Source organism: Nocardia sp. NPDC058058, from assembly GCF_042885355.1.
Taxonomy (GTDB): Bacteria; Actinomycetota; Actinomycetes; order Mycobacteriales; family Mycobacteriaceae; genus Nocardia.
The window spans coordinates 573,687-594,034 of sequence record NZ_JBHVSA010000004.1; the positions used below are offsets into that span (position 1 = coordinate 573,687).

The 20,348-nt window shown below is 67.5% G+C and carries 17 protein-coding genes; 8 read left to right on the forward strand and 9 right to left on the reverse strand.

Annotated elements, in window-relative coordinates:
* Positions 1-121: 121 nt before the first annotated feature.
* The 3 genes from ACFVUS_RS33765 (at position 122) to ACFVUS_RS33775 (ending at position 3,284) form a co-directional block, all read left to right on the forward strand.
* A complete protein-coding gene (locus ACFVUS_RS33765; protein ID WP_387775999.1) occupies positions 122-1,522 on the forward strand; it encodes a PhoH family protein in 1,401 nt (466 codons plus the stop codon).
* A 204-nt stretch (positions 1,523-1,726) separates the two neighbouring features.
* Positions 1,727-2,248: an LGFP repeat-containing protein gene (locus tag ACFVUS_RS33770; protein WP_387776002.1), complete on the forward strand. Its 522-nt coding sequence runs from the start codon at positions 1,727-1,729 to the stop codon at positions 2,246-2,248.
* 178 nt (positions 2,249-2,426) lie between these two features.
* A complete protein-coding gene (locus ACFVUS_RS33775; RefSeq protein WP_387776004.1) occupies positions 2,427-3,284 on the forward strand; it encodes an acyl-ACP desaturase in 858 nt (285 codons plus the stop codon).
* Positions 3,285-3,393: 109 nt separating this feature from the next.
* Here ACFVUS_RS33775 and ACFVUS_RS33780 read toward each other — a convergent pair whose 3' ends face one another.
* Positions 3,394-3,816: a limonene-1,2-epoxide hydrolase family protein gene (locus ACFVUS_RS33780; protein WP_387776007.1), complete on the reverse strand. Its 423-nt coding sequence runs from the start codon at positions 3,814-3,816 to the stop codon at positions 3,394-3,396.
* Between the two features lie 177 nt (positions 3,817-3,993).
* Positions 3,994-4,725, reverse strand: a complete 732-nt coding sequence (locus tag ACFVUS_RS33785) for a TetR/AcrR family transcriptional regulator (protein ID WP_387776009.1) — start codon at positions 4,723-4,725, stop codon at positions 3,994-3,996.
* A gap of 103 nt (positions 4,726-4,828) precedes the next feature.
* Between ACFVUS_RS33785 and ACFVUS_RS33790 the strand changes: the two genes are divergently transcribed.
* Positions 4,829-6,013, forward strand: a complete 1,185-nt coding sequence (locus tag ACFVUS_RS33790) for an FAD-dependent monooxygenase (RefSeq protein WP_387776011.1) — start codon at positions 4,829-4,831, stop codon at positions 6,011-6,013.
* Between the two features lie 76 nt (positions 6,014-6,089).
* Here ACFVUS_RS33790 and ACFVUS_RS33795 read toward each other — a convergent pair whose 3' ends face one another.
* Positions 6,090-7,496, reverse strand: coding sequence for a class II fumarate hydratase (locus tag ACFVUS_RS33795; RefSeq protein ID WP_387776013.1), 1,407 nt, complete (start codon positions 7,494-7,496; stop codon positions 6,090-6,092).
* A gap of 115 nt (positions 7,497-7,611) precedes the next feature.
* On the reverse strand, positions 7,612-8,655 hold the full coding sequence (gene glpX / locus ACFVUS_RS33800; RefSeq protein WP_387776015.1) for a class II fructose-bisphosphatase: 1,044 nt from the start codon (positions 8,653-8,655) through the stop codon (positions 7,612-7,614).
* A gap of 195 nt (positions 8,656-8,850) precedes the next feature.
* Here glpX and ACFVUS_RS33805 point away from each other — a divergent pair, with 195 nt between their 5' ends.
* Positions 8,851-9,399, forward strand: a complete 549-nt coding sequence (locus tag ACFVUS_RS33805) for a DUF4245 domain-containing protein (protein ID WP_387776017.1) — start codon at positions 8,851-8,853, stop codon at positions 9,397-9,399.
* Between the two features lie 6 nt (positions 9,400-9,405).
* Here the strand turns inward: ACFVUS_RS33805 and ACFVUS_RS33810 are convergent, their stop codons facing one another.
* From ACFVUS_RS33810 to ACFVUS_RS33820, 3 genes are all read right to left on the reverse strand, one after another.
* On the reverse strand, positions 9,406-9,630 hold the full coding sequence (locus tag ACFVUS_RS33810) for an exodeoxyribonuclease VII small subunit (RefSeq protein ID WP_364640203.1): 225 nt from the start codon (positions 9,628-9,630) through the stop codon (positions 9,406-9,408).
* A complete protein-coding gene (gene xseA, locus ACFVUS_RS33815) occupies positions 9,627-10,853 on the reverse strand; it encodes an exodeoxyribonuclease VII large subunit (RefSeq protein ID WP_387778441.1) in 1,227 nt (408 codons plus the stop codon). Before xseA ends, ACFVUS_RS33810 begins: the two co-directional genes overlap by 4 nt.
* A 248-nt stretch (positions 10,854-11,101) precedes the next feature.
* Entirely contained in the window at positions 11,102-11,836 is a 735-nt protein-coding gene (locus ACFVUS_RS33820; protein ID WP_387776020.1) for a lipid droplet-associated protein, read from the reverse strand.
* A gap of 173 nt (positions 11,837-12,009) precedes the next feature.
* On the opposite strand from ACFVUS_RS33820, the gene ACFVUS_RS33825 reads away from it, so the two are divergent.
* Positions 12,010-13,011 (forward strand): 4-hydroxy-3-methylbut-2-enyl diphosphate reductase, encoded by a 1,002-nt coding sequence (locus ACFVUS_RS33825; protein ID WP_387776023.1) that lies wholly within the window; start codon positions 12,010-12,012, stop codon positions 13,009-13,011.
* A gap of 125 nt (positions 13,012-13,136) precedes the next feature.
* Here the strand turns inward: ACFVUS_RS33825 and ACFVUS_RS33830 are convergent, their stop codons facing one another.
* On the reverse strand, positions 13,137-14,123 hold the full coding sequence (locus ACFVUS_RS33830; protein WP_387776026.1) for a DUF6542 domain-containing protein: 987 nt from the start codon (positions 14,121-14,123) through the stop codon (positions 13,137-13,139).
* 77 nt (positions 14,124-14,200) lie between these two features.
* Positions 14,201-15,349: a DNA recombination protein RmuC gene (locus ACFVUS_RS33835; protein WP_387776029.1), complete on the reverse strand. Its 1,149-nt coding sequence runs from the start codon at positions 15,347-15,349 to the stop codon at positions 14,201-14,203.
* A 325-nt stretch (positions 15,350-15,674) separates the two neighbouring features.
* Here ACFVUS_RS33835 and ACFVUS_RS33840 point away from each other — a divergent pair, with 325 nt between their 5' ends.
* Together ACFVUS_RS33840 and ACFVUS_RS33845 are read left to right on the forward strand one after the other, a co-directional pair.
* A complete protein-coding gene (locus tag ACFVUS_RS33840; protein WP_387776032.1) occupies positions 15,675-17,033 on the forward strand; it encodes an exonuclease SbcCD subunit D in 1,359 nt (452 codons plus the stop codon).
* Between the two features lie 91 nt (positions 17,034-17,124).
* The gene (locus tag ACFVUS_RS33845) at positions 17,125-20,316 is read left to right on the forward strand and encodes an AAA family ATPase (protein WP_387776035.1); all 3,192 of its coding nucleotides are present in this window, start codon (positions 17,125-17,127) and stop codon (positions 20,314-20,316) included.
* The last annotated feature ends 32 nt before the right edge of the window (positions 20,317-20,348 follow it).

The window sequence follows — 20,348 nt, forward strand, 5'->3', positions numbered from 1 at the left end:
GTGTCTGAGCAACTCAGTGCGAGGGGGCCGGCATCCGGCCCTCGGGTCGTACGACCCTAGAGCCCAACCGGCCCAGCGAGAACGCTTGCGCGGTGCCGCGCGAGTGGCAAAGGAGCCCACCGTGACTGATGCACGCTCCGTCAACGCTCCCACCGGGAACGCCGCCTCCAACCGGGGCACGCGCACCACAGGTCCGGGAGTTCGCGCCTCGCAGTCGTCCGAATCAGGACTGAAAACCTTCGTCGTGGATACGTCGGTACTGCTCTCCGACCCTTGGGCACTGACACGCTTCGGCGAGCATCACGTGGTGCTGCCGCTCGTGGTGATCAGTGAACTCGAGGCAAAACGTCACCACCACGAACTGGGCTGGTTTGCCCGCGAGGCACTTCGGATGCTGGATGATCTTCGTCTGGCGCACGGTCGGCTTGATCAGCGGATACCGGTCGGCACCGCCGGCGGCACGCTTCAGGTGGAGTTGAACCACACCGATCCGAATGTGCTGCCCGTCGGATTCCGCACCGACAGCAACGATTCCAGGATTCTCGCCTGCGCGCTCAACTTCGCGGCCGAGGGTCAGCGGGTCGTGCTGGTGTCCAAGGACATTCCGATGCGCGTCAAGGCGAGCGCGGTCGGACTGCGGGCCGAGGAATATCACGCGCAGGATGTTGTCACCTCCGGCTGGACCGGCATGGTGGAGATGGAGGTGGGCTCCGAACTCGTCGACAAGCTCTACAGCGATTCGGTGATCGATCTGGATGAGGCCCGGGATATGCCGTGCCACACCGGTATTCGACTGCTGAGCGCGCGCGGCAGCGCACTGGCCCGGGTCTCGCCGGATAAGCGGGTGCAGCTGGTGCGCGGTGATCGGGAGGCGTTCGGCCTGCACGGCCGTTCCGCCGAACAGCGCATCGCCCTGGATCTGCTGCTCGACGAGAGCATCGGCATCGTGTCGATGGGTGGTCGCGCCGGTACCGGTAAGTCCGCGCTCGCGTTGACCGCGGGCCTGGAAGCGGTGCTGGAACGCCGAACCCACCGCAAGGTGGTGGTCTTCCGCCCGCTGTACGCGGTCGGCGGCCAGGATCTGGGCTACCTGCCCGGCTCGGAGAGCGAGAAGATGGGGCCGTGGGCGCAGGCCGTCTTCGACACCCTGGACGGGCTCGCCAGCCCGGAGGTGATGGAGGAGGTGCAGGCGCGCGGCATGCTGGAGGTGTTGCCGCTCACCCACATTCGCGGGCGGTCGCTACACGACTCGTTCGTGATCGTGGACGAGGCGCAGTCCCTCGAACGCAATGTGCTGCTCACGGTGCTGAGCCGTTTGGGCAGCGGATCGCGGGTGGTGCTCACGCACGATGTCGCCCAGCGTGACAATCTGCGGGTCGGGCGGCACGACGGTGTCGCCGCGGTGATCGAGAAGCTCAAGGGGCATCCGCTCTTCGCGCACATCACGCTGACCCGCAGTGAGCGTTCGCCGATCGCGGCGCTGGTCACCGAGATGCTGGAGGAGTTCGGCCCCAACGCCTAGGCGTTGACGCTCGACAACCCTTGAAAACCCTTGCCCGGCCGAGTCGATTCGTCGACTCGGTCGGGCAAATTCATGGCGTGTGTTTCATCTCATAATCCACAGGGTATATTCCGGTCAAATACCTGCTCGTCGGTCGATTCGGTGAGAAGTGTGTATTCGCCGAAAGATTGCCGAGTGCCTGGCCCGGGTTATCGAGAGGATGAAATGCACACCTTCGCTCGACGTTCGGCCGGTTTCATCGCGGCCCTCGCAGTCGTCACCGTCTTCACCGCGGGCTGCGATAAGGACAACAAGGATTCGAAATCCGATACGGCGACCACCAGCACCACGGTGATGGCCGAGACCACCACCGAGCACGCCACCGAAACCAAGATCGCCACCCGCGATGGCGCCGAGGTCACCGTCGCCGGTGACTTCCTGGCCAAGTACACCGAAATGGGCGGCGTGACAGGCCCGCTCGGCCTGCCCACCGGCGCACAGCAGGAGGGCCCCGGCGGCGGCAAGATGCAGGAATTCGCGGGCGGCGCGATCGTCTCCAGCCCGGCCACCGGAATCCACGTGGTGTGGGGCGAGATTCGCAAGGCGTGGGAGGAGAACGGCGGCCCGAGCGGCAAACTCGGCTACCCCACCTCCGATGAGACCGATATCACCGGCGGTAAGCAGAGCGAGTTCACCGGCGGCACCATCACCTGGGTGGACAACAAGACCACCGTCACCGAGAAGTGAGCACTCCCAACGGATAAGGAACGGCGCGGTCCGGAGCCTTCCTCGCCCCGGACCGCGCTGCCCCGCCGTACGTTCGAACCGGTCGTTTCGCTGTGCGAATACCAAGGCCGCGGCCATAGCGATTGTGAATGCGCGGCGAAGATACCCACGTTTGCTCCGCAGCCGCTAGGTTGTCTCCGTGCAGAAGGAATTGGCCGACCGGGAACTGTTGGACTGGCTCGCGGCAGAGGTGGAGGCGAACCTCACTCGCCATATCGCGGCGGCGGCCGAATGGCAGCCCCATGACTACGTGCCGTGGGATGACGGCCGCAATTTCGAGTTCCTCGGCGGAACCGATTGGGAGCCCGGGCAATCCGAGCTCAGCGAGGTCTCCAAGCTGGCGCTCACCGTGAGCGTGCTGGTTGCCGATAATCTGCCCTCCTATCACCGGGAGATCGGCATGTACCTGCGGACCGGCGCCTGGTGGCGCTGGGTCGGCCGCTGGACCGCCGAGGAGAACCGGCACGAAATCCTGATCCGCAACTACCTCATGGTGACCCGCGCGGTGGACCCGATCGGCCTCGAGCGCATGCGCATGGCGCATATGACCGAGAGCTTCCGCCGCCCCGCCATGCACCTCATCGATGTGCTGGCCACCTGCGCGTTCGAAGAGCTGGCAGCGGCCGTGCGGCATCGCAATACCGCCGCCACCGCGGACAATCCGATCGTGGCGAGCATTGCCGAGCGGCTGGCCGCCGATGACGAACTGCAGGCGGTGTTCTTCGCGAACATCGTCGCCGCGGCTCTCGACGTGGTCCCCGATCAGGCCGTGCGCGCCATCGCGGACCGGGTCGCCGACTTCCACGTGCCCGTGGTCAAGCTCGCCGACGGCACCACCAGCGATGAGGTGCTCGCCGCGGCCGGCATCTACAACAGCGCCGACGAGCCCGCGCTGGTCTTCGGCCCGCTGCTCGAACAGTGGAAGATCTTCACCCGCACCGACTTCAGCGAGGTCGGCGAGAAGGCCCGCGCCGAACTGGCGCACCTGCGACCCTGATTCCCTCGTCATCCCGGCATGCTTTTGGCCGGGATCCACACCGGTGGATGATCCACTCGGCGTGTGGATCCCGGCCAAAAGCGCGCCGGGATGACGGAGGCGTGCGGCCTTAATGGGGGAGCGCGGCCCGGAATAGTCCGACGACTGTTCCGCGCAGGAAGTTCTCCCAGCTGAAGTGGTCGTGCCACAGCGTGATTCGGCCATCGCTCAGTTCGAAGGTGCCGCACACCCAGAACGCGATCTCCACCGGCCCGAAGCGCAGATAGTCGGTGCGCTCGGTGAGCACCACGCCATCCTCATCCGCGGCGATGTGGTGCATATCCGCGCGGAATCCGTAGCGCGGGTTGGCAAGCTTGTCCAGCACCCAGCGCACCCGATCGATCCCGCGCACATCCGGTAGCGAGGTGTTCTTCCAGACGATGCCGGGATCGGCGAGCTCGAGAGCCTCCGTGACAGCCTTCATCTCCATCGCGGCAAAGAACTCCCGCACCGTGGTGACCGCATCCTGCTGCAACTCAGGTATCTCCGACATGGTTTGAGCCTAAGCCGAAGCCTCGCGCGGCCATAGACCTTCGGCCCACCGCCACGGACTTCGCACCCTGCCCCCAACTTCGCACCCCTCCACCGACTTCGCACCCTACCCGCTCGTCATCACCCCGCCCCGTCATCCCGGCATGCTTTTGGCCGGGATCTACACCGTTGGCCGTGCCTACTTCCTGCTGTCGATCAGCACGCCCAGCCCGTCGAGAATCCGGTCGATGCCGAAGCTCAGGGCGTTGTTCCGGCCGGTGTCCTCGTCCGGCCGGGTTGCCTGTTCGGCCAGTGCCGCGGCGACCTGCGGGAAGCGCTCGCCGTGCTCGGCCAGCACCGCGCCCATCTCCTTGACCAATTGCGCCTCCATATCCGCGTCGGCGTTGCCGCCGCCGACCTGCTGGATCAGGGCGCGGGCGTGGCCGATCAACAGCACGGTGGCGTCGAAGCGTTCGGCCGCGTTCAGTCCGCTGCCCTCGAGTGCGGTGAGACTGCTTTCCAGCCAGCCCATTTCATTCGGTCCCATGGGCCGGATGCCGGGTGTCAGTTCCAGCGCCCACGGGTGCGAGTCGTAGCGCTCGGCGATGGATTCGGTCCACAACCGCAGGTAGTCGCGCCACGGTTCGGCTGAATTCGGCGGGGCCGCAGCCGGTTCCGGCGGTGCGCCGAGGGCCGCGTCGATCATGAGCGCTATCAGTTCGGTCTTGCCCGGCACGTACCGGTAGAGCGCCATCTTCGCGCACCCGATGCGTTCGGCCAGGCGCTGCATGGACAGGTTCGCGAGTCCCTCGGTATCGGCGAGTGCGATGGCCTCGGTGACGATCCGCTCCAGCGTGAGCGAGGGTTTCGGGCCGCGTTTGGGTTTCGCGGGCGCGCCCCAGAGCAGTTCGAACGAGGTCGGTGTCGGCATCGTCGCCATCCTTCCGAGAATTGCCGCTTGACGTTCTTCTGCGTCCATCATACGCTAATAAACAACAGCGGCCGACGGACGCAATTAACGAAGGATAGACATCATGCGCAAGACCACCGTTCTCATCTCCGGCGCTTCCATCGCGGGCCCGGCCCTGGCGTACTGGCTCGATCGCTACGGTTTCGCGGTCACGGTCGTGGAGAAGGCCCCGGCGCTGCGACAGGGCGGTCAGGCCGTCGACTTCACCGGTCGCACCCATATGACCGTGCTCGAGCGGATGGGCATCCTGGACGACGTCAAGGCGCGCCAGACCGGTAAGACCGATATGGTCATCGTCGACGAGGCGGGCAACCAAAAGGCGCTCATCTCAGGCGATTTCACCGGCGGCGATATCGAAATCCTGCGCGGCGACCTGTCCGAGGTCATGTACGAGCGCACCGCGGACCGGTGCGAATACCTCTTCGGTGACACCATCACCGCGCTCGCGGACACCGCCGACGGCGTGCACATCGAATTCGCCAACGCACCCGCCCGCACCTTCGACCTGGTCATCGGCGCGGACGGCATCCACTCCCGGGTGCGCAAACTGGCGTTCGGTCCGGAGGAGAAGTTCGTCAAGCATCAGGGCCACTACTACTCCATCGCGGGGGCCTCGAACTGGGAAGCGCATCCGGACGCGCCCCGTGAGCGGGCCGTCTCCTACGCCCTGAATACCCCCGGCCGACTCGCATCGCTGGGTAGTTCCAAGGCGGGACAGATGTACCTGTTCGCTTCGCCCAAGCTGGATTTCGACCGCGAAGATCTCGACGCCCAGCGCCGCATCATCGCCGAGAAGTTCGCCGGGCTCGGCTGGCAGGTGCCCAAGATGCTCGCCGAACTGCCGGGTCTGAAGGGCTTCTTCCTGGACTCCATCGCCAAGGTGACCATGAAGAATTTCGTCAAGGGTCGCGTCGCGCTGCTCGGCGATGCCGGTTACGGCAACACCATGGCCGGATTCGGCACCGGTCTCGCGGTGGTCGGCGCATACGTGCTGGCCGGTGAATTGGCCGCCGCGAACGGCGATTACACCGTCGCGTTCCCGCGCTACCAGGAAATGCTGAAGCGCTACAGCAAGCTGGCGGGCGGCGCGAACGCCGGACCGTTCCTCGCGCCCAAGACCGCGTTCGGCCTGCGCGTGCGCAATTGGTTCCTGACCTCGTGGGCCTTCGATCGGATGATGAAGTCCACCGAGAAGTCGAAGAACGATATCGAGCTGAAGAACTACCCGGAAATCCTTGCGGCACAGTGAAGTGCGGGTACTGATCGAAAGCAGCGGACCCGATGGCAAATGCCATCGGGTCCGCTTTCGCTGCTGCCCGGTACGGTCAGTCCTTCGTGTCCTCGACCTTGGCCATGGACAGAACGTCCAGGCGGCGATCGAGCTCGGCTTCGGAGAGATTGTCCCCGATCAGGCCGCGATCGATCACCGTCTGGCGAATCGTCTTGTGCGCCTTGACCGCTTCCTTGGCCACGGCGGCGGCTTCCTCGTAACCGATCGCCGAATTCAGCGGCGTCACGATGGACGGGGAGGATTCCGCGAGGCGACGCAACCGCTCCTCGTTCGCGACCAGGCCGACGATGCACTTGTCGGCGAACAGCCGAGATACGTTGGCCAGCAGGTGAATCGACTCCAGCACATTGCGCGCCATCACCGGGATGTACACGTTCAACTCGAACGCGCCATTGCCGCCGCCCCAGGCGATGGCCGCGTCATTGCCGATGAGCTGCGCGGCGACCTGCGTAACCGCCTCCGGCAGCACCGGATTCACCTTGCCGGGCATGATCGACGAACCGGGCTGTAAATCCGGCAGCTGAATCTCGGCGAGACCGGTGAGCGGGCCGGAGCCCATCCAGCGCACATCATTGGCGATCTTGGTGAGGCTGATCGCGACGGTGCGCAGCGCACCGGACAGCTCCACCAGGCCGTCGCGTGCGGCCTGCGCCTCGAAGTGATTGCGGGCCTCGGACAGCGCGTCCAGATCGGTGGACTTCTTCAGTTCCACAACGACTTTCGCGCCGAAACCAGCGGGCGCGTTCAGTCCGGTGCCGACGGCGGTGCCGCCGATGGCGAGCTCGCCCACCCGGGGCAGCGTGGTCAGCAGGCGCTCGATGCCCGCGCTCACCTGCCGGGTGTATCCGCTGAACTCCTGGCCCAGCGTGATCGGCACCGCGTCCATGAGATGGGTGCGACCGGACTTCACCACATCGCGCCACTCCACCGACTTGTCCAGCAGCGCCAGCCGCAGATGATCCAGCGCCGGAACGAGATCCTTCACCACGCCCTCGGTGGCCGCGACATGCGTTGCGGTGGGGAAGGTGTCGTTCGACGACTGCGACATGTTCACATCGTCGTTGGGATGCACGGTGACGCCCTCGCGCGCGGCGATGCTCGCGATCACCTCGTTGGCGTTCATATTCGAGCTGGTGCCCGAACCGGTCTGGAAGACGTCGATGGGGAATTGGTCGTCATGCTTACCGTCGGCGATCTCGGTGGCGGCGGCCACGATCGCATCGGCCTTGATCGGATCGAGCAGGCCCAGATCCCGGTTCACGGTGGCGCAGGCGGCTTTCAGCAGGCCGAGCGCGCGAATCTGCGCACGCTCCAGGCCTCGGCCGCTGATGGGGAAGTTCTCCACCGCGCGCTGGGTCTGCGCGCGCCACAATGCCTGAACCGGGACGCGTACCTCGCCCATCGTGTCGTGTTCGATTCGAAACTGCGTCTCGTCGGTCATGAATTCGACCCTAGGCCCGGAGCAGGGTCCGTGGGGGTGCCACGCCTGAGGCAATCAGCACACGCACCGCCGGAATAGGCGGTGCGTGTCGTTGCCCCGGTGCGGGATTCGATGCTCAGAACATCGGGGGAGTGGCATCCTCGTCGCCGACGAAATCGACCGAGGCGTATTCGCGCAGCTTGGTCAGGCGGTGGTAGGCGTCCACCATGCGCACGGTGCCGGACTTGGCGCGCATGACGATGGACTGGGTGTACGCGCCGCCGCCGTAGTAGCGCACGCCGCGCAGCAGATCACCGTCGGTGACGCCGGTGGCGCTGAAGAAGATGTCCTCACCGGAGACCAGGTCCTCGGTGGACAGCACGCGATCGAGATCGTGCCCGGCGTCGATGGCCTTCTGCCGCTCGGCGTCATCGGTCGGAGCCAGCTTGGCCTGCAGCGCACCGCCCATGCAGCGCATGGCGGCCGCGGCGATAATGCCCTCCGGGGTGCCACCGATGCCGATCAGCAGGTCGACGCCGGATTCGGGACGGGCACAGGCGATCGCGCCCGCGACGTCACCGTCGGAGATGAGACGGATGCGCGCGCCCGCGTCGCGGACCTCGCTCATGTGCTTGGCGTGCCGGGGGCGGTCCAGGATGCAGACCGTGAGGTCCGAGACCGAGGAGTTCTTGGCCTTGGCGACCCGGCGCAGGTTCTCCGCGATGGGGGCCGATAGGTCGATGACATCGGCGGCGTCGGGGCCGACGGCGATCTTCTCCATGTAGAACACGGCCGACGGATCGAACATCGCGCCGCGCTCGGCGACCGCGAGTACCGAGATCGCGCCGGGCGAGCCCTTGGACATCAGCGTGGTGCCGTCGATCGGATCGACCGCGAAGTCGAGTTCGGCGCCCTCACCGTTGCCGACGAGTTCGCCGTTGTAGAGCATGGGCGCTTCGTCCTTCTCGCCCTCACCGATGACCACGATGCCGCGCATCGAAACGGTCGACACCAGCTGGCGCATGGCATCGACGGCCGCGCCGTCGCCGCCCTCCTTGTCACCGCGTCCGACCCAGCGTCCCGCGGCCATGGCGCCGGCCTCGGTGACCCGGACCAACTCCAATGCGAGATTGCGATCCGGGGCCTCGCGGCGGCTGGTTGCGGGCGTGGGTGCCGTCATTACGGTGCCTCCTTGGTTGTCAACTGCTGGGTAAATTGTCGCATTGCGCTTTCGCGCCCCAACCAAGTACTGACGTTTCACTTCCGCACCGGTCCTGGACCTTTACGGATGCGCCGCTTGACGGCGCGCGGGCGCAAGGGTCGTGCGACGGCCCTGTGAGGTGGGTCGCATCGACCGCCCGTGGATACTGGGGGCGTGCCGAACACGAAGCCGCGGATCCTGAACGACTGGAAAGACCTGTTCTGGTCCCTCTTTCCCCTGGTCCTGATCTGCCTGGCCATCGCCGGCATCGCCAGTCAGTGCAGCTTCACCGCGGGCGGCCCGAAGGCCGGGAACATCCCGAACTTCGACGCGCACAGCGCATTCACCGATGACGCGAAACAGCTCCCGTTCGGCATTCGCGAACCCGTGCTGCCCGCGGACTGGAAAGCCAACTCCGGCAACCGCGAACCCGGCGTCTCCAGCACGGTCGGCTACATCACCCCGCAGGGCAGCTATATGCAGGTGACGCAGTCCAATGCCACCGAGGAAGCCTTGGCGCGCAAGGTCGCGGGCACCCGCTACGCCACCGGCGTACAGCAGATCGGCGATCGCAAATGGGTCGTCTACGCCGAACCCGGCACCGAACCCTCCTGGATCGCCGACTACGGCGACACCCGCGTGCTGATCAAGGGCGCGGGCAACAACGGGGCTTTCACCACCCTGGCCACCGCGGTCACCAACGCCCAGCCGCTGCCGAAGTAAGGCTGCTCAGCTCTCCTGCGAACGGTGCGCCAGTGCGTCTTCCACGCGCTTGCGGGCACCCGCGAGGTGTTCCTCGCAGCGATTGGCGAGGGCCTCGCCGCGCTCCCAGAGCGTGAGGGAATCGTCCAGATCCAGGCCGCCCTGTTCGAGCATCTTCACCACGTTGACGAGTTCGTCGCGGGCGCGTTCATAGCCGAAACCGGCGATCTCGGTGAGGTCGGTGTCCGTCATTTTTCGGTGGATTCCTTTCGCGGGCCGAGGGATTGGGAGCCGAGGGCGGCGGCGGTCAGCGCGCCGTCCGCCACTCGAATGCGGAGCTGACTGCCCGCGGGCGCGTCATCGATGGAGCGCACCACTTCGCGCTCCTTGCCGATCACCTTCTGCACCACCGCGTAACCGCGCGCGAGCGTCGCGGCGGGTCCGAGCGCGGAGAGCTTCTCGCGCAGATGCCGGGTGGCGGTGGACTCGGTGCTCAGGCTCTGGTTGATGGCGCGGCGGGTGGCGGTGCGATAGCGCTCCACCTCATCGTGCCGCTGATCGAGTAGTCGCAGCGGTTCGGCCAGCACCGGACGCGAGCGAAGCTGTTGCAGCGCACGGGATTCGCGATCCACCCAGCCGCGCAGCGCGGCGGCGGCGCGGGCCTGGAGTTCGCGCAGCAGCGCGGCCTCGGCGGCGGCATCGGGCACGATGCGCTTGGCGGCATCGGTGGGTGTGGCCGCGCGCAGATCCGCGACATAGTCGCTGAGCGGGTTGTCGGGTTCGTGCCCGATCGCGCTGACGATCGGGGTGGTAGCGGAAACTATTGCGCGGCAAAGTGTCTCATCTGAGAACGGCAGTAGATCCTCGACGCTGCCGCCGCCGCGCGCCAGCACGATCACATCGATCTCCGGATCGGCGTCCAGCGCGGCGAGCGCCTCCAGCATCTGCGGGACCGCGGTCGCGCCCTGGACGGCGGTATTGCGAATATCGAAGCGCACCGCGGGCCAGCGCTGCGTCGCGACGGTCACCACATCGTGCTCGGCGGCGCTGGCGCGGCCGGTGATCAGCCCGATCTTATTGGGCAGGAACGGAATCGGCCGCTTGAGCCGGGGATCGAAGAGCCCCTCCGCCGCCAGCAGCGCCTTGAGTCGTTCGATGCGGGCGAGCAGTTCACCGATACCGACGGGGCGAATCTCGGTGACGCGCAAGGACACCGTGCCGCGCGCGGTGAAGAACGACAGCTTGCCGTAGACGACGACCCGGCTGCCCTCCTGCAGCGGCACCGGGGATTTGCGCAGCAGATCCGGATCGCAGGTGACCGAGAGCGACATATCGGCGGCGGTATCGCGCAACACCAGAAACGCGGTGCGGGTGCCGGGCCGCAGATTGATCTGGGTGATCTGGCCCTCGACCCAGACCGCGCCCAGCCGGTCGATCCACTGCGCCACCTTGACGGCGATCGTGCGCACCGGCATCGGATTGTCGGCGGTACTGGACGGCTTCGGCGGTGGGGCCGGTGCTGCCGGTTGCGCCGCTTGGGCTGGTTGGTCGGGGGTCACCGCACCGATTCTGGCAGTAGGCACCGACGTTCGGTGCTCACACCCGCCGAAAGTCCGCTCGTGCGATGGAATCCGTGCGGCGATGCGACTCATGCGCCGGAAATGACAGAGCGCCGACCGTCCGGGCGTACCCGGCCCGGGCAGTCGGCGCTAAGGGAAACGTGTCACTTGGCCTGAACGGTCGCGATCCGATTCGTCAGCATGGTGACGAACGGGGCGCGGTCGCGGGTGTGCTGTTCGTAATCGAGCAGCGCGGCCAGATCCTCGACGGTGAGCATGCGCAGCCGGGCACGCAGCTGAGCCAGGGTCATATTGGTGTAGTCGTAGCGGCTGGCCACCTCGGGCTCGGTCACCGCGGCGCTGCCGTTGTGGCCATTGCTGGCAGCCTTGGAAGTCGTTGCGGGAGCGGCGGTTTCGACGGCCTCCGGCTCGGCGGTGACCGGGTCGGCGACCACTGCCGCGGCTTCGGCGATTTCCGGTTCGGGCTGGGCCGCAACCGGTTCCGGCGCGATCTCCACCGGTTCGACGATGCTGAGAATCGGTTCGGAGGCGGCCGCGACCGGCTCCTCCTCGACCGACGGCACCGGCTCGAACAGATCGAAACTGCTCTTGCGTGCCGATTCCGGCGCGGCGCTGGGAGTTTGCTCGAAGTCCTCGTCCTCATCGAACGTGGCCCACGCCGGCTGTTCTTCCGGCTGGTTGACCAAACGGTCGAATACGGCGTCACCCTTGAGAGCGAGGCTGGTCACGAACTGCTGCAGATGCATGGTCGTCTGCAACATCTGACTGATCGCGGTGATCGGGAAATTGATTGCACTGGTCGGTAGCCGGCGAGTTTCCTCTAAGGCATAGACAGCAGCCCCGGCGGCGACCCGGGCTAGGAACGGAGGTCGGAACATGGTCCTAGCCTGCCCGAAACGCCGTGTGATGCAAAGGTGAGATGACACGGAATGTGATTGTGAGCCAATTATGCTTCGCTTCATCACGCCGGGGGTGCGGCGACGGGGAGGCGAATGTGTTGCCGGTAATAGCCGGGGAGCGGCGGCCATAGGCGCCCAGTAGGCTGGGACGCATGTCCTCGGCTATCCCTTTGAATGTCGGAATCGTGCGGTCCGCCGGTGTGGATGCCGACGCGCCGAAACGAGTACTGCTCGCCGAACCTCGGGGTTACTGCGCCGGTGTCGACCGCGCGGTGGTCACCGTGGAGAAGGCGCTCGAAAAGCACGGTGCGCCTATCTATGTGCGCAAGGAGATCGTGCACAACCGGCACGTGGTGGAGACACTGCGGGACCGGGGCGTGATCTTCGTCGACGAGACCGATGAGGTGCCCGAGGGCGCGCTCGTGGTGTTCTCCGCGCACGGTGTCTCCCCGGCGGTGCACGAATCCGCCGCCGAGCGGAACCTGCACACCATCGACGCCACCTGCCCGCTGGTCACCAAGGTGCACCAGGAGGCCAAGCGGTTCGCGCGCGACGACTTCGACATTCTGCTCATCGGGCACGAAGGGCATGAGGAGGTCGAGGGCACCGCGGGTGAAGCGCCCGATCACGTGCAGCTGGTGGACGGCCCGGACGCGGTCGACACCATCACCGTGCGCGATGAGAACAAGGTGATCTGGCTCTCGCAGACCACGCTCTCGGTGGACGAGACCATGGAGACCGTGCACCGGCTGCGGGCCAAGTTCCCGAATCTGCAGGATCCGCCGAGCGATGACATTTGCTACGCCACCTCGAACCGCCAGACCGCGGTGAAGGCGATGGCCCCGGCCTGCGATCTGGTGATCGTGGTCGGCTCGCGCAACTCCTCCAATTCGGTGCGGCTGGTCGAGGTCGCGCTGACCGCGGGCGCGCGCGCCTCGTACCTGGTCGACTACGCCCGCGAGATCGATCCGGCCTGGTTCGAGGGCGTCCGCACGGTCGGCCTCACCTCGGGCGCGTCGGTGCCGGAGATCCTGGTCGAGGGTGTGCTGGAAATGCTCGCCACCTACGGCTACGGCGAGGTGCAGCCGGTCACCACCGCCAACGAGACCCTGGTCTTCTCGCTGCCGCGCGAATTGCGCACCGCCCGCAGCTGATTCGCCACGAAAAGAAATCCCCGTACCCAGCGAACAAGTCGCGGGATACGGGGATTTCTGCGTTGAAAGCTGGGATGCGAGCCCCGAACACCGCCCGCAGCGAAGCGGAGGGCAGAAGATACAGCTCAGCGTTCTACGCGGCCCGAATCGCGTTCGCGGTAGCGCACATTGGGGCGCGGGTGCGGTGGCATCTCGGGGGTCTGGGCGCGGCGGCGGCGAGCCTCGGTACCGGCCGGGTTGGCGCGGTCGGCGGGGTTCGCGCGCTCGGTACGCTCGGCGCGATCGGCCGGGTTGGCGCGACGCTCGCCCGGGGGCTTGCGGTCGCCGGTGGGCTTGCGATCCGGGTTGGGCTTGCGATCGGCGGGCGGGGTGCGCTTGCGATCGGTGCCGGACTGGCGTGCGGACGGCTGCCGGTTGGCGGCCTGGCCCGAGGCGGGCTGGCGGTCCGCCCCCACCCGCGGTGGGCGCGAGGCCACGCGACCGGACGGGCGTCGGGTGGCGGTGGTCGAATCGGCCGCGTCGCCGTCCTGATCGTCGGCGCCGGACCGGAAGCGTCGTCTGGCGGGTTCCTTGGTGTCGGTCGCTCCGGCGCGCTGGGCGCGGGCGGCTCCGGTCGGGCGGGCGGTGCGGGCGCGCGGCTTGCTCAGCCCGCCGCCGGACTCACCCTGCTGCTCGCGACGGTGCATGGCCACCCGGATCGCGCCGATGATCAGCACCAGCACGGTGGCCAGCGCCATGGTGGGGAACCGATTCACCAGCGGGATGGCCAGATTCAGCAGGATTTCCTTGACCTTGAAACCACCCGCCGAGTTGCCGAGCATCTGCTGATACGCCAGCGGGACGGCTAGGAAGAGCAATAGCGGCGGCAGCACCATCGTGGTGAAGAGGCCGCGGTATCGCACGATGAGCGCGGCCGCGATGCACCCGATCACATACAGCGAGGCGAAGGTGCCGGTCAGCTCATCGCCACCCATGGTGTCGATCAGGAATCCGATGAAGGTGCAGGTCACGGCAGTGAGCACCGCGGCGCCGGCCGGGACGCCGGGGACCGTCGGCAGGATCGAACGGTGCGACGGGGGCACCTCTGCTCGCTCGCGCTGGGTAACTGCCACGTCAAGCACACTAAAGCATGTGACGGTTCCGCGAGGTAGGCGACATCATGCGGAGATACTCGAGCGCGTCAAGCGCATTAGTCCTTTTCGGCGAAACCCACCGCCCTGGGCCAGGTTTCCACCCGCTGAATTTCCTCCATCGGAGTGTCTGAAATCTCCAGATCATGAAGTTTGCGAGCCGTCACCAACACGCGTGTCTCCATGGACGCGACGGTGAAATTGAACGAATCCACCGCTTTGCCCAATTGCGCGCCGAGCCGATCCAGATGCCGGCCGGTGGTGCCGAGCCGGGCATACAGTTCCCGGCCCAACTGCTGGATGACCGCCATGTCCTGGGACATGGCCTCCTGCCGCCAGCCCAGCGCCACCGTGCGCAGCAGCGCCATCAGCGTGGTGGGCGTGGCCAGTACGACATTGCGGCCGAAGGCGTATTCGAGCAGGCCGGGATCGGCCCCGAACGCGGCATCGAGGAACGGATCACCGGGTACGAACAGCACCACGAATTCCGGGGAGGGATCGAAGGCCGCCCAGTACTCCTTGGCGGCCAACTGGTCGACGTGATTGCGCAGATGTTTGGCGTGCCGGGCGAGGTGGTTCTCGCGCTCGCGCGGCTCCTCGGTCGAGGCCGCCTCGAGATAGGCGGTGCACGGCACCTTGGCATCGACGACGATGTGCCGTCCGCCCGCGAGCCGCACCACCATGTCCGGGCGCACCACGCCCTCGGTGGTCCCGGTACTGCCCGCGCGGCGGGTGACCTGGGTGTCGAAATCGCAATGCCGGGTCATGCCCGCGAGTTCGACCACCCGCTCCAATTGGATCTCACCCCAGCGCCCGCGCACCTGCGGCGCGCGTAGTGCCGCCACCAATTGCGAGGTCTGCGTGGACAGTTGATGCGAGGTGCGCTGCATACCCGCAACCTGTTCGCGCAGGCCCGAATACGCGTTGATGCGATTGTGCTCGACTTCCTGAATATGCCGATTCAACGTCCCCACCGCTTCGCGCAGCGGTTCCATCATCGCGCCGACCGCATGCGAATGCCGCCGCGCCGCATCCTCACTCGCGGCCCCCAGTGACTGATGCAACAGACGCTCGTTATCGCGCATGGCCCCCAGCCGCGCCTCGGCCACGGCCGCCCGCTGCCCCGCCCGCGCGGCATGCCCGAGCCAGCCCACGGCAAGCCCCGCGATGAACACCAACAACAACGCGAACAGCATCGATGCGGTCATGGCACGCGAGTTTGCCGCATCGCACCGACAAACTCGCGAAGGCGGGCAATCTCCGAGCGGCACCGCACCCGAATTCCGCGGCTACACGCCGCGACAACGGTTTTCGCGAGTCCGAAGAACTCGCCGGATATGTCCGAAGTGTGGCTGCTCCCGGCCGCGACCCGAGTGCGCTGTATTCGCCGCGGCCGCGGGTGACCGATTCATCGCGGCAGTCGAGGATGTTCGTATCCGGTGGATCGTCCGGCGCGTGATAACACCGGCGAGTTGTGAGCGGCTCGCGAGGGTATCGGTGATTCTGTCGGGGCGATCGCCTACCGTCGGCGGCATGCGAATCCTGCACACCTCCGACTGGCATATCGGCCGTACCTTTCACGGTGTCGATCTGCTGGGCGATCAGGAGTGCGCGCTGCGCGCCATTGCCGAGTTGGTGGCCGCGGAGCGGGTGGACGTGGTGGTGTTGCCGGGGGATGTGTACGACCGGTCCATTCCGAGCGCGGACGCGATCGCGGTGTGCAATCGGGGATTCGAGGCTATTCGCGCGGCCGGCGCGATCATTGTGGCGACTTCGGGCAATCACGATTCGCCGACGCGACTCGGGGCGCTCGGGACTTTCGCCGCCGCGGGCGGATTGCATCTGCGTTGCGGCATAGCCGAAGTGGCACGGCCGGTAATGGTGTCCGATTTGCACGGAGAGGTGGCTTTCTACGGAATCCCATACCTGGAGCCGGAAATCACGCGCGCGGAACTGGGCGTGCCGCAGGCGCGTTCGCACGCCGAGATTCTGGATGCCGCCATGGGATTGATCCGGGGCGATCTCGCCGAGCGCCCAGGGGTGCGTTCGGTGGTGCTCGCGCATGCCTTCGTGGTGGGCGGTGAGGCCACCGGGTCCGAGCGTTCCATTTCGGTGGGCGGGGTGGAGACGGTGCCGCTCGGCGCGTTCGCGGGCATCGACTACGTGGCGCTCGGCCACCTGCACTCGCCGCAGATCCTGTCGGAGTCGGTGCGGTATTCCGGTTCCCCGCTGCCGTACTCGTTCGGCGAGCGCTCGCATCGCAAGGCGGTGTGGGTACTCGATCTCGATGCCGACGGGCTGTCGGAGGTGACGCGGCACGAACTTCCGGTGGTGCGCGGGCTCAGCCAGATCAGCGGCACGCTGGAGGAGTTACTGGAAGCGCCGGAACACGGGGCCGCCGAATCGGATTACGTCTCCGCGACCCTCACCGACCAGGCCCGCCCGGTCGATGCGCTGCGCCGTCTGCGCGAGCGTTTCCCGCACGCCGTGCACGTGGAATGGGTACGCCCGGAAGGCAATCCGGAACTGCACTACCGCGAACGGGTGCACGGCCGCCGCGATACCGAGATCGCGCAGAGCTTCCTCACCGATGTGCGCGGCGCCCCCACCTCGGGTGAGCTGACCTGGCTCGAACGCGCCCTCGCCGCCGCCGTACGGGAGCAGGACGGGCCGGTGCGCGCGCCCGCCGCACGCGAGCAGGGCGCGCCGACGGTCGAGGTCCGTGCGCAGGGCGATTCGGCGTCCGGACGGCACTCGGTTGCCGCGGATAAGCCGATTGCCGATGATGGTGGCACCCGGCTATCCGGGGACGGCGAACTGGATGGCGATCCCGGACTTTTCGGGCTGACCCCGCCCGAATCCGACGGTGGCGCAGCCGAGTTGAGTGCATGAGCGGTAATTGCCGCGCCGCGACGGCGTGTCCCGAGTGCGGGCGCGGGCGTCGGGTTGTTGGATGGTGCGTGGAGGCGGAAGGGGACGGCGCGTGCGGCTGCATCGTTTGGAGCTGACGGCATTCGGTCCGTTCGCGGAGACCGCCGTGGTGGATTTCGATGAGCTCGGCGCGGACGGGCTGTTCCTGCTGCACGGCCAGACCGGCGCGGGCAAGACCACCGTGCTGGACGCGGTCGCCTTCGCGCTGTACGGCAGCGTGCCCGGTGCGCGCGGTGAGAAGCGCCTGCACTCCGATCACGCCGATGAACAGACCCCGCCGCGTGTGCAATTGGAGGCCACCCTCGGCGGCCGCCGCCTGCGCCTGACTCGTTCGCCGGAATTCCAGCGTCCCAGCTCACGCGCCAAGAGCGGCTGGGTCAAGGAGAACGCGTCGGCCACGCTGGAATGGCTCGACGGTCGCGGCCAGCATCTGTCTCGCATCCCGGATATCGGTGAGGAGATCCTGCGCCTGCTCGGGATGAGCGCCGACCAGTTCTTCCAGGTGGTGCTGCTGCCGCAGGGCGATTTCGCGCGCTTCCTGCGCGCCGATAACGAGGATCGCGAGAAACTGCTCGAAAAGCTCTTCGACACCGAACGTTTCGGCACCGCCGAGCAGTGGCTGAACGATAAGCGCCGCGCGGGTGGCAGTGATCTGGAAACCCGCAAGGCCACCATCGACCGCCTCATCGGCCAGGTCGTCACCGCCGCCGGTCTGCCCGCCACCGAGACCGCGGGCCTGCTCGAATCCGGCGAATGGTCCCGCACGCTGCTCGAATCCGCGCGCACCGACCTCACCGCCAGCACCGCCGAACGCGAACAGCGCCAGCATATTTCGAATCAGGCCCGGGTGGCCGCCGAAGATCAGCGCCGCCTGCACGCCCTGCGCGCCCGGCACGCCGAGGCCACCGCCCAACTCGCCACCCACGCCGCGTCCGCACCCCACCGCGACACCCTGCAATCCGAACTCGACCGCGCCCGCCGAGCCGAACCGGCGCACGCGGCCGTAGCGGAGGCCCGCGCCGCCGCGGTGACCCTGGGCCGTCGTGACAAGGAAGCCGTGCGTGCCGCCGAGCATCTGGCCACCCGGCTGCTGGAGACCCCCTCCGCTGAGCTCGACGGAACATTCTGGGCCGCAACCGATCTCGCGGCAGCCGAACTCTCCGGCAGCGACTTCGTACTGGACCTCGGCACGATCGAACCGCTCGCCGCGGTCGCGCCCGACCGCGACGAGAATGACCGGCAGCCAACGGAATCGGGCGGCGCCGAGTTGGTCGCGGGCCGGGCGCGGGGGCTGGAGGCCGCCGCGCAGCGGTGGAGCGCGCAGATGGGCGCGTTGGATGAGGTGCGGTCGGACGCGGATTCGGCCAAGCGTTTGATGGGGGAGCTGTCGGGACTGCGCCGGGAGCAGCAGGAGCTTTCGGGACAATTGTCGAAGGTGACCGAGCGGCGCGCGAAGTTGCCGCAAGCCCTCGCGGGGGTCGAGGTTCGGCTGCGCGATGCCACCGCCGCGGCGGCTGGTTTGCCGGTGCTGGAGGCGGAGCGGGAACGGTTGCGCGCCGCCGCGAAGGCGGCGCTGGAACTGGAGCAGCGGCGCGCGGAACTGGCCCGTGCGGCAGCGGTTTTCGAGTCCGCTCGCGCGAAGCATCTGGACGCACGCGAGCACACGCTCGCACTGCGCGAGCATCGGCTGGCCGGTATGGCGGCGGAATTGGCCGGGGCACTGGTCGATTCGGAGCCCTGCGCGGTATGCGGGTCGGCGGAGCACCCGGCCCCGGCGCGACCTGCCGAGCGGGCGGTTTCCAAGGAGGCCGAGGAAGCGGCGCTCCAGGCGGAGCGGACAGCGGAAGCCACCCGTGATCGGGCGGGTCAGCAGGTCGCCGAATTGGAGCGCGCGATCGAAGTGCTGGTCGAACGCGGTGGTGACGCCGATAAGGCGGAACTGGCAAGCGGATTGGCGACGGCCGAGACACAGTGGGACGAAGCCCGGGGCCGCGCCGAGCTGGTAGACGGCCTCACCGCCGAGCTACAGCGGCTGCGTACCGAGGAATCCGGACTACAGGAAGAGTTGCGGGACTGCGAAAGTCGCGGCAGCGCCACGACGGAACGCATTATCGCCACCGATCGCAGGCTCGCCGAACTCACCGAGCGCCTGACCACCGCCGCCGGAGCGGACGGCACCGTGGAGCGCCGCCGCGCCCGCCTCGACGCGCTGGTAGCCGGTGCCACCGCGCTGCGCGAGGCGCGCGCCGCGGCGGCCCTGGCCCGTGAACAGGTCGCCGCGCTCGCACTGCGCGTCGAAAAGCTCTCCTACGAAGCGGGTTTGGTCGAGACCGCGCCGCCGGTCATGGGCGAGACCGGTCCGGACTACGCCGTGCTGGGCGAATACGCCCGCGCGGTCGAGGCGGCGTCGCGGACCGCGCAACGGCAGACCGATATCGAAGCCGAGCTGACCAATGCCGACCGCGCCCGGGCACATGCCGAAGCGGTGCTCGCCGAGCCGGAGATCCGCGCCGCCGCCGATATCGTCCCCGGCGATCTCGAGGCCCTGGAATCCGCTGTCGCCGAAGCACAATCGGCCCTGGAGCGTGCCATCTCCGCGCATACGGTGGCGGCTCGCCGGGTGGAGCAGCTGGAAGAGCTGTGTTCCCAGCTCTGGGCCGCGGTCGACCGCATCGCCCCGCTTCAGCGCGCTCACGAAGAACTCGCCCGTCTGGCCGAAGTCGTGTCGGGCCGTGGCGAGAACAACCGCCGAATGTCGTTGCGCTCCTATGTACTCGCCGCCCGCCTGGAAGAAGTGGCGGTGGCGGGCTCGGTGCGCCTGCGCCGCATGTCCGGCGGCCGTTACGAATTCGTCCACACCGATGTGGCCGGCCCGCGCGGCCGCCGCGGCGGCCTCGGCCTGGATATCCGCGACGACTACACCGGCGCGATCCGCCCCGCCAAAACCCTCTCCGGCGGCGAAACCTTCATGGCCTCACTGGCTCTCGCCCTGGGTCTGGCCGATGTGGTCGCGGCCGAATCCGGCGGCCTGGTCCTGGACACCCTCTTCATCGACGAGGGCTTCGGCAGCCTGGACGCCGACACCCTCGACGCCGTCATGGGCGTCCTGGACGAACTCCGCTCCGGCGGCCGTGTGGTAGGCGTAGTCAGCCACGTGGACGAAATGCGCCAGCGCATCCCCAGCCGCCTGCACGTAATCCGCGGCCGCACCGGCTCCCACCTCGAAACCTCCCTCACCGCATAGCTGCCCGCCGATCGAAGTCCGGGGGTCGGCGA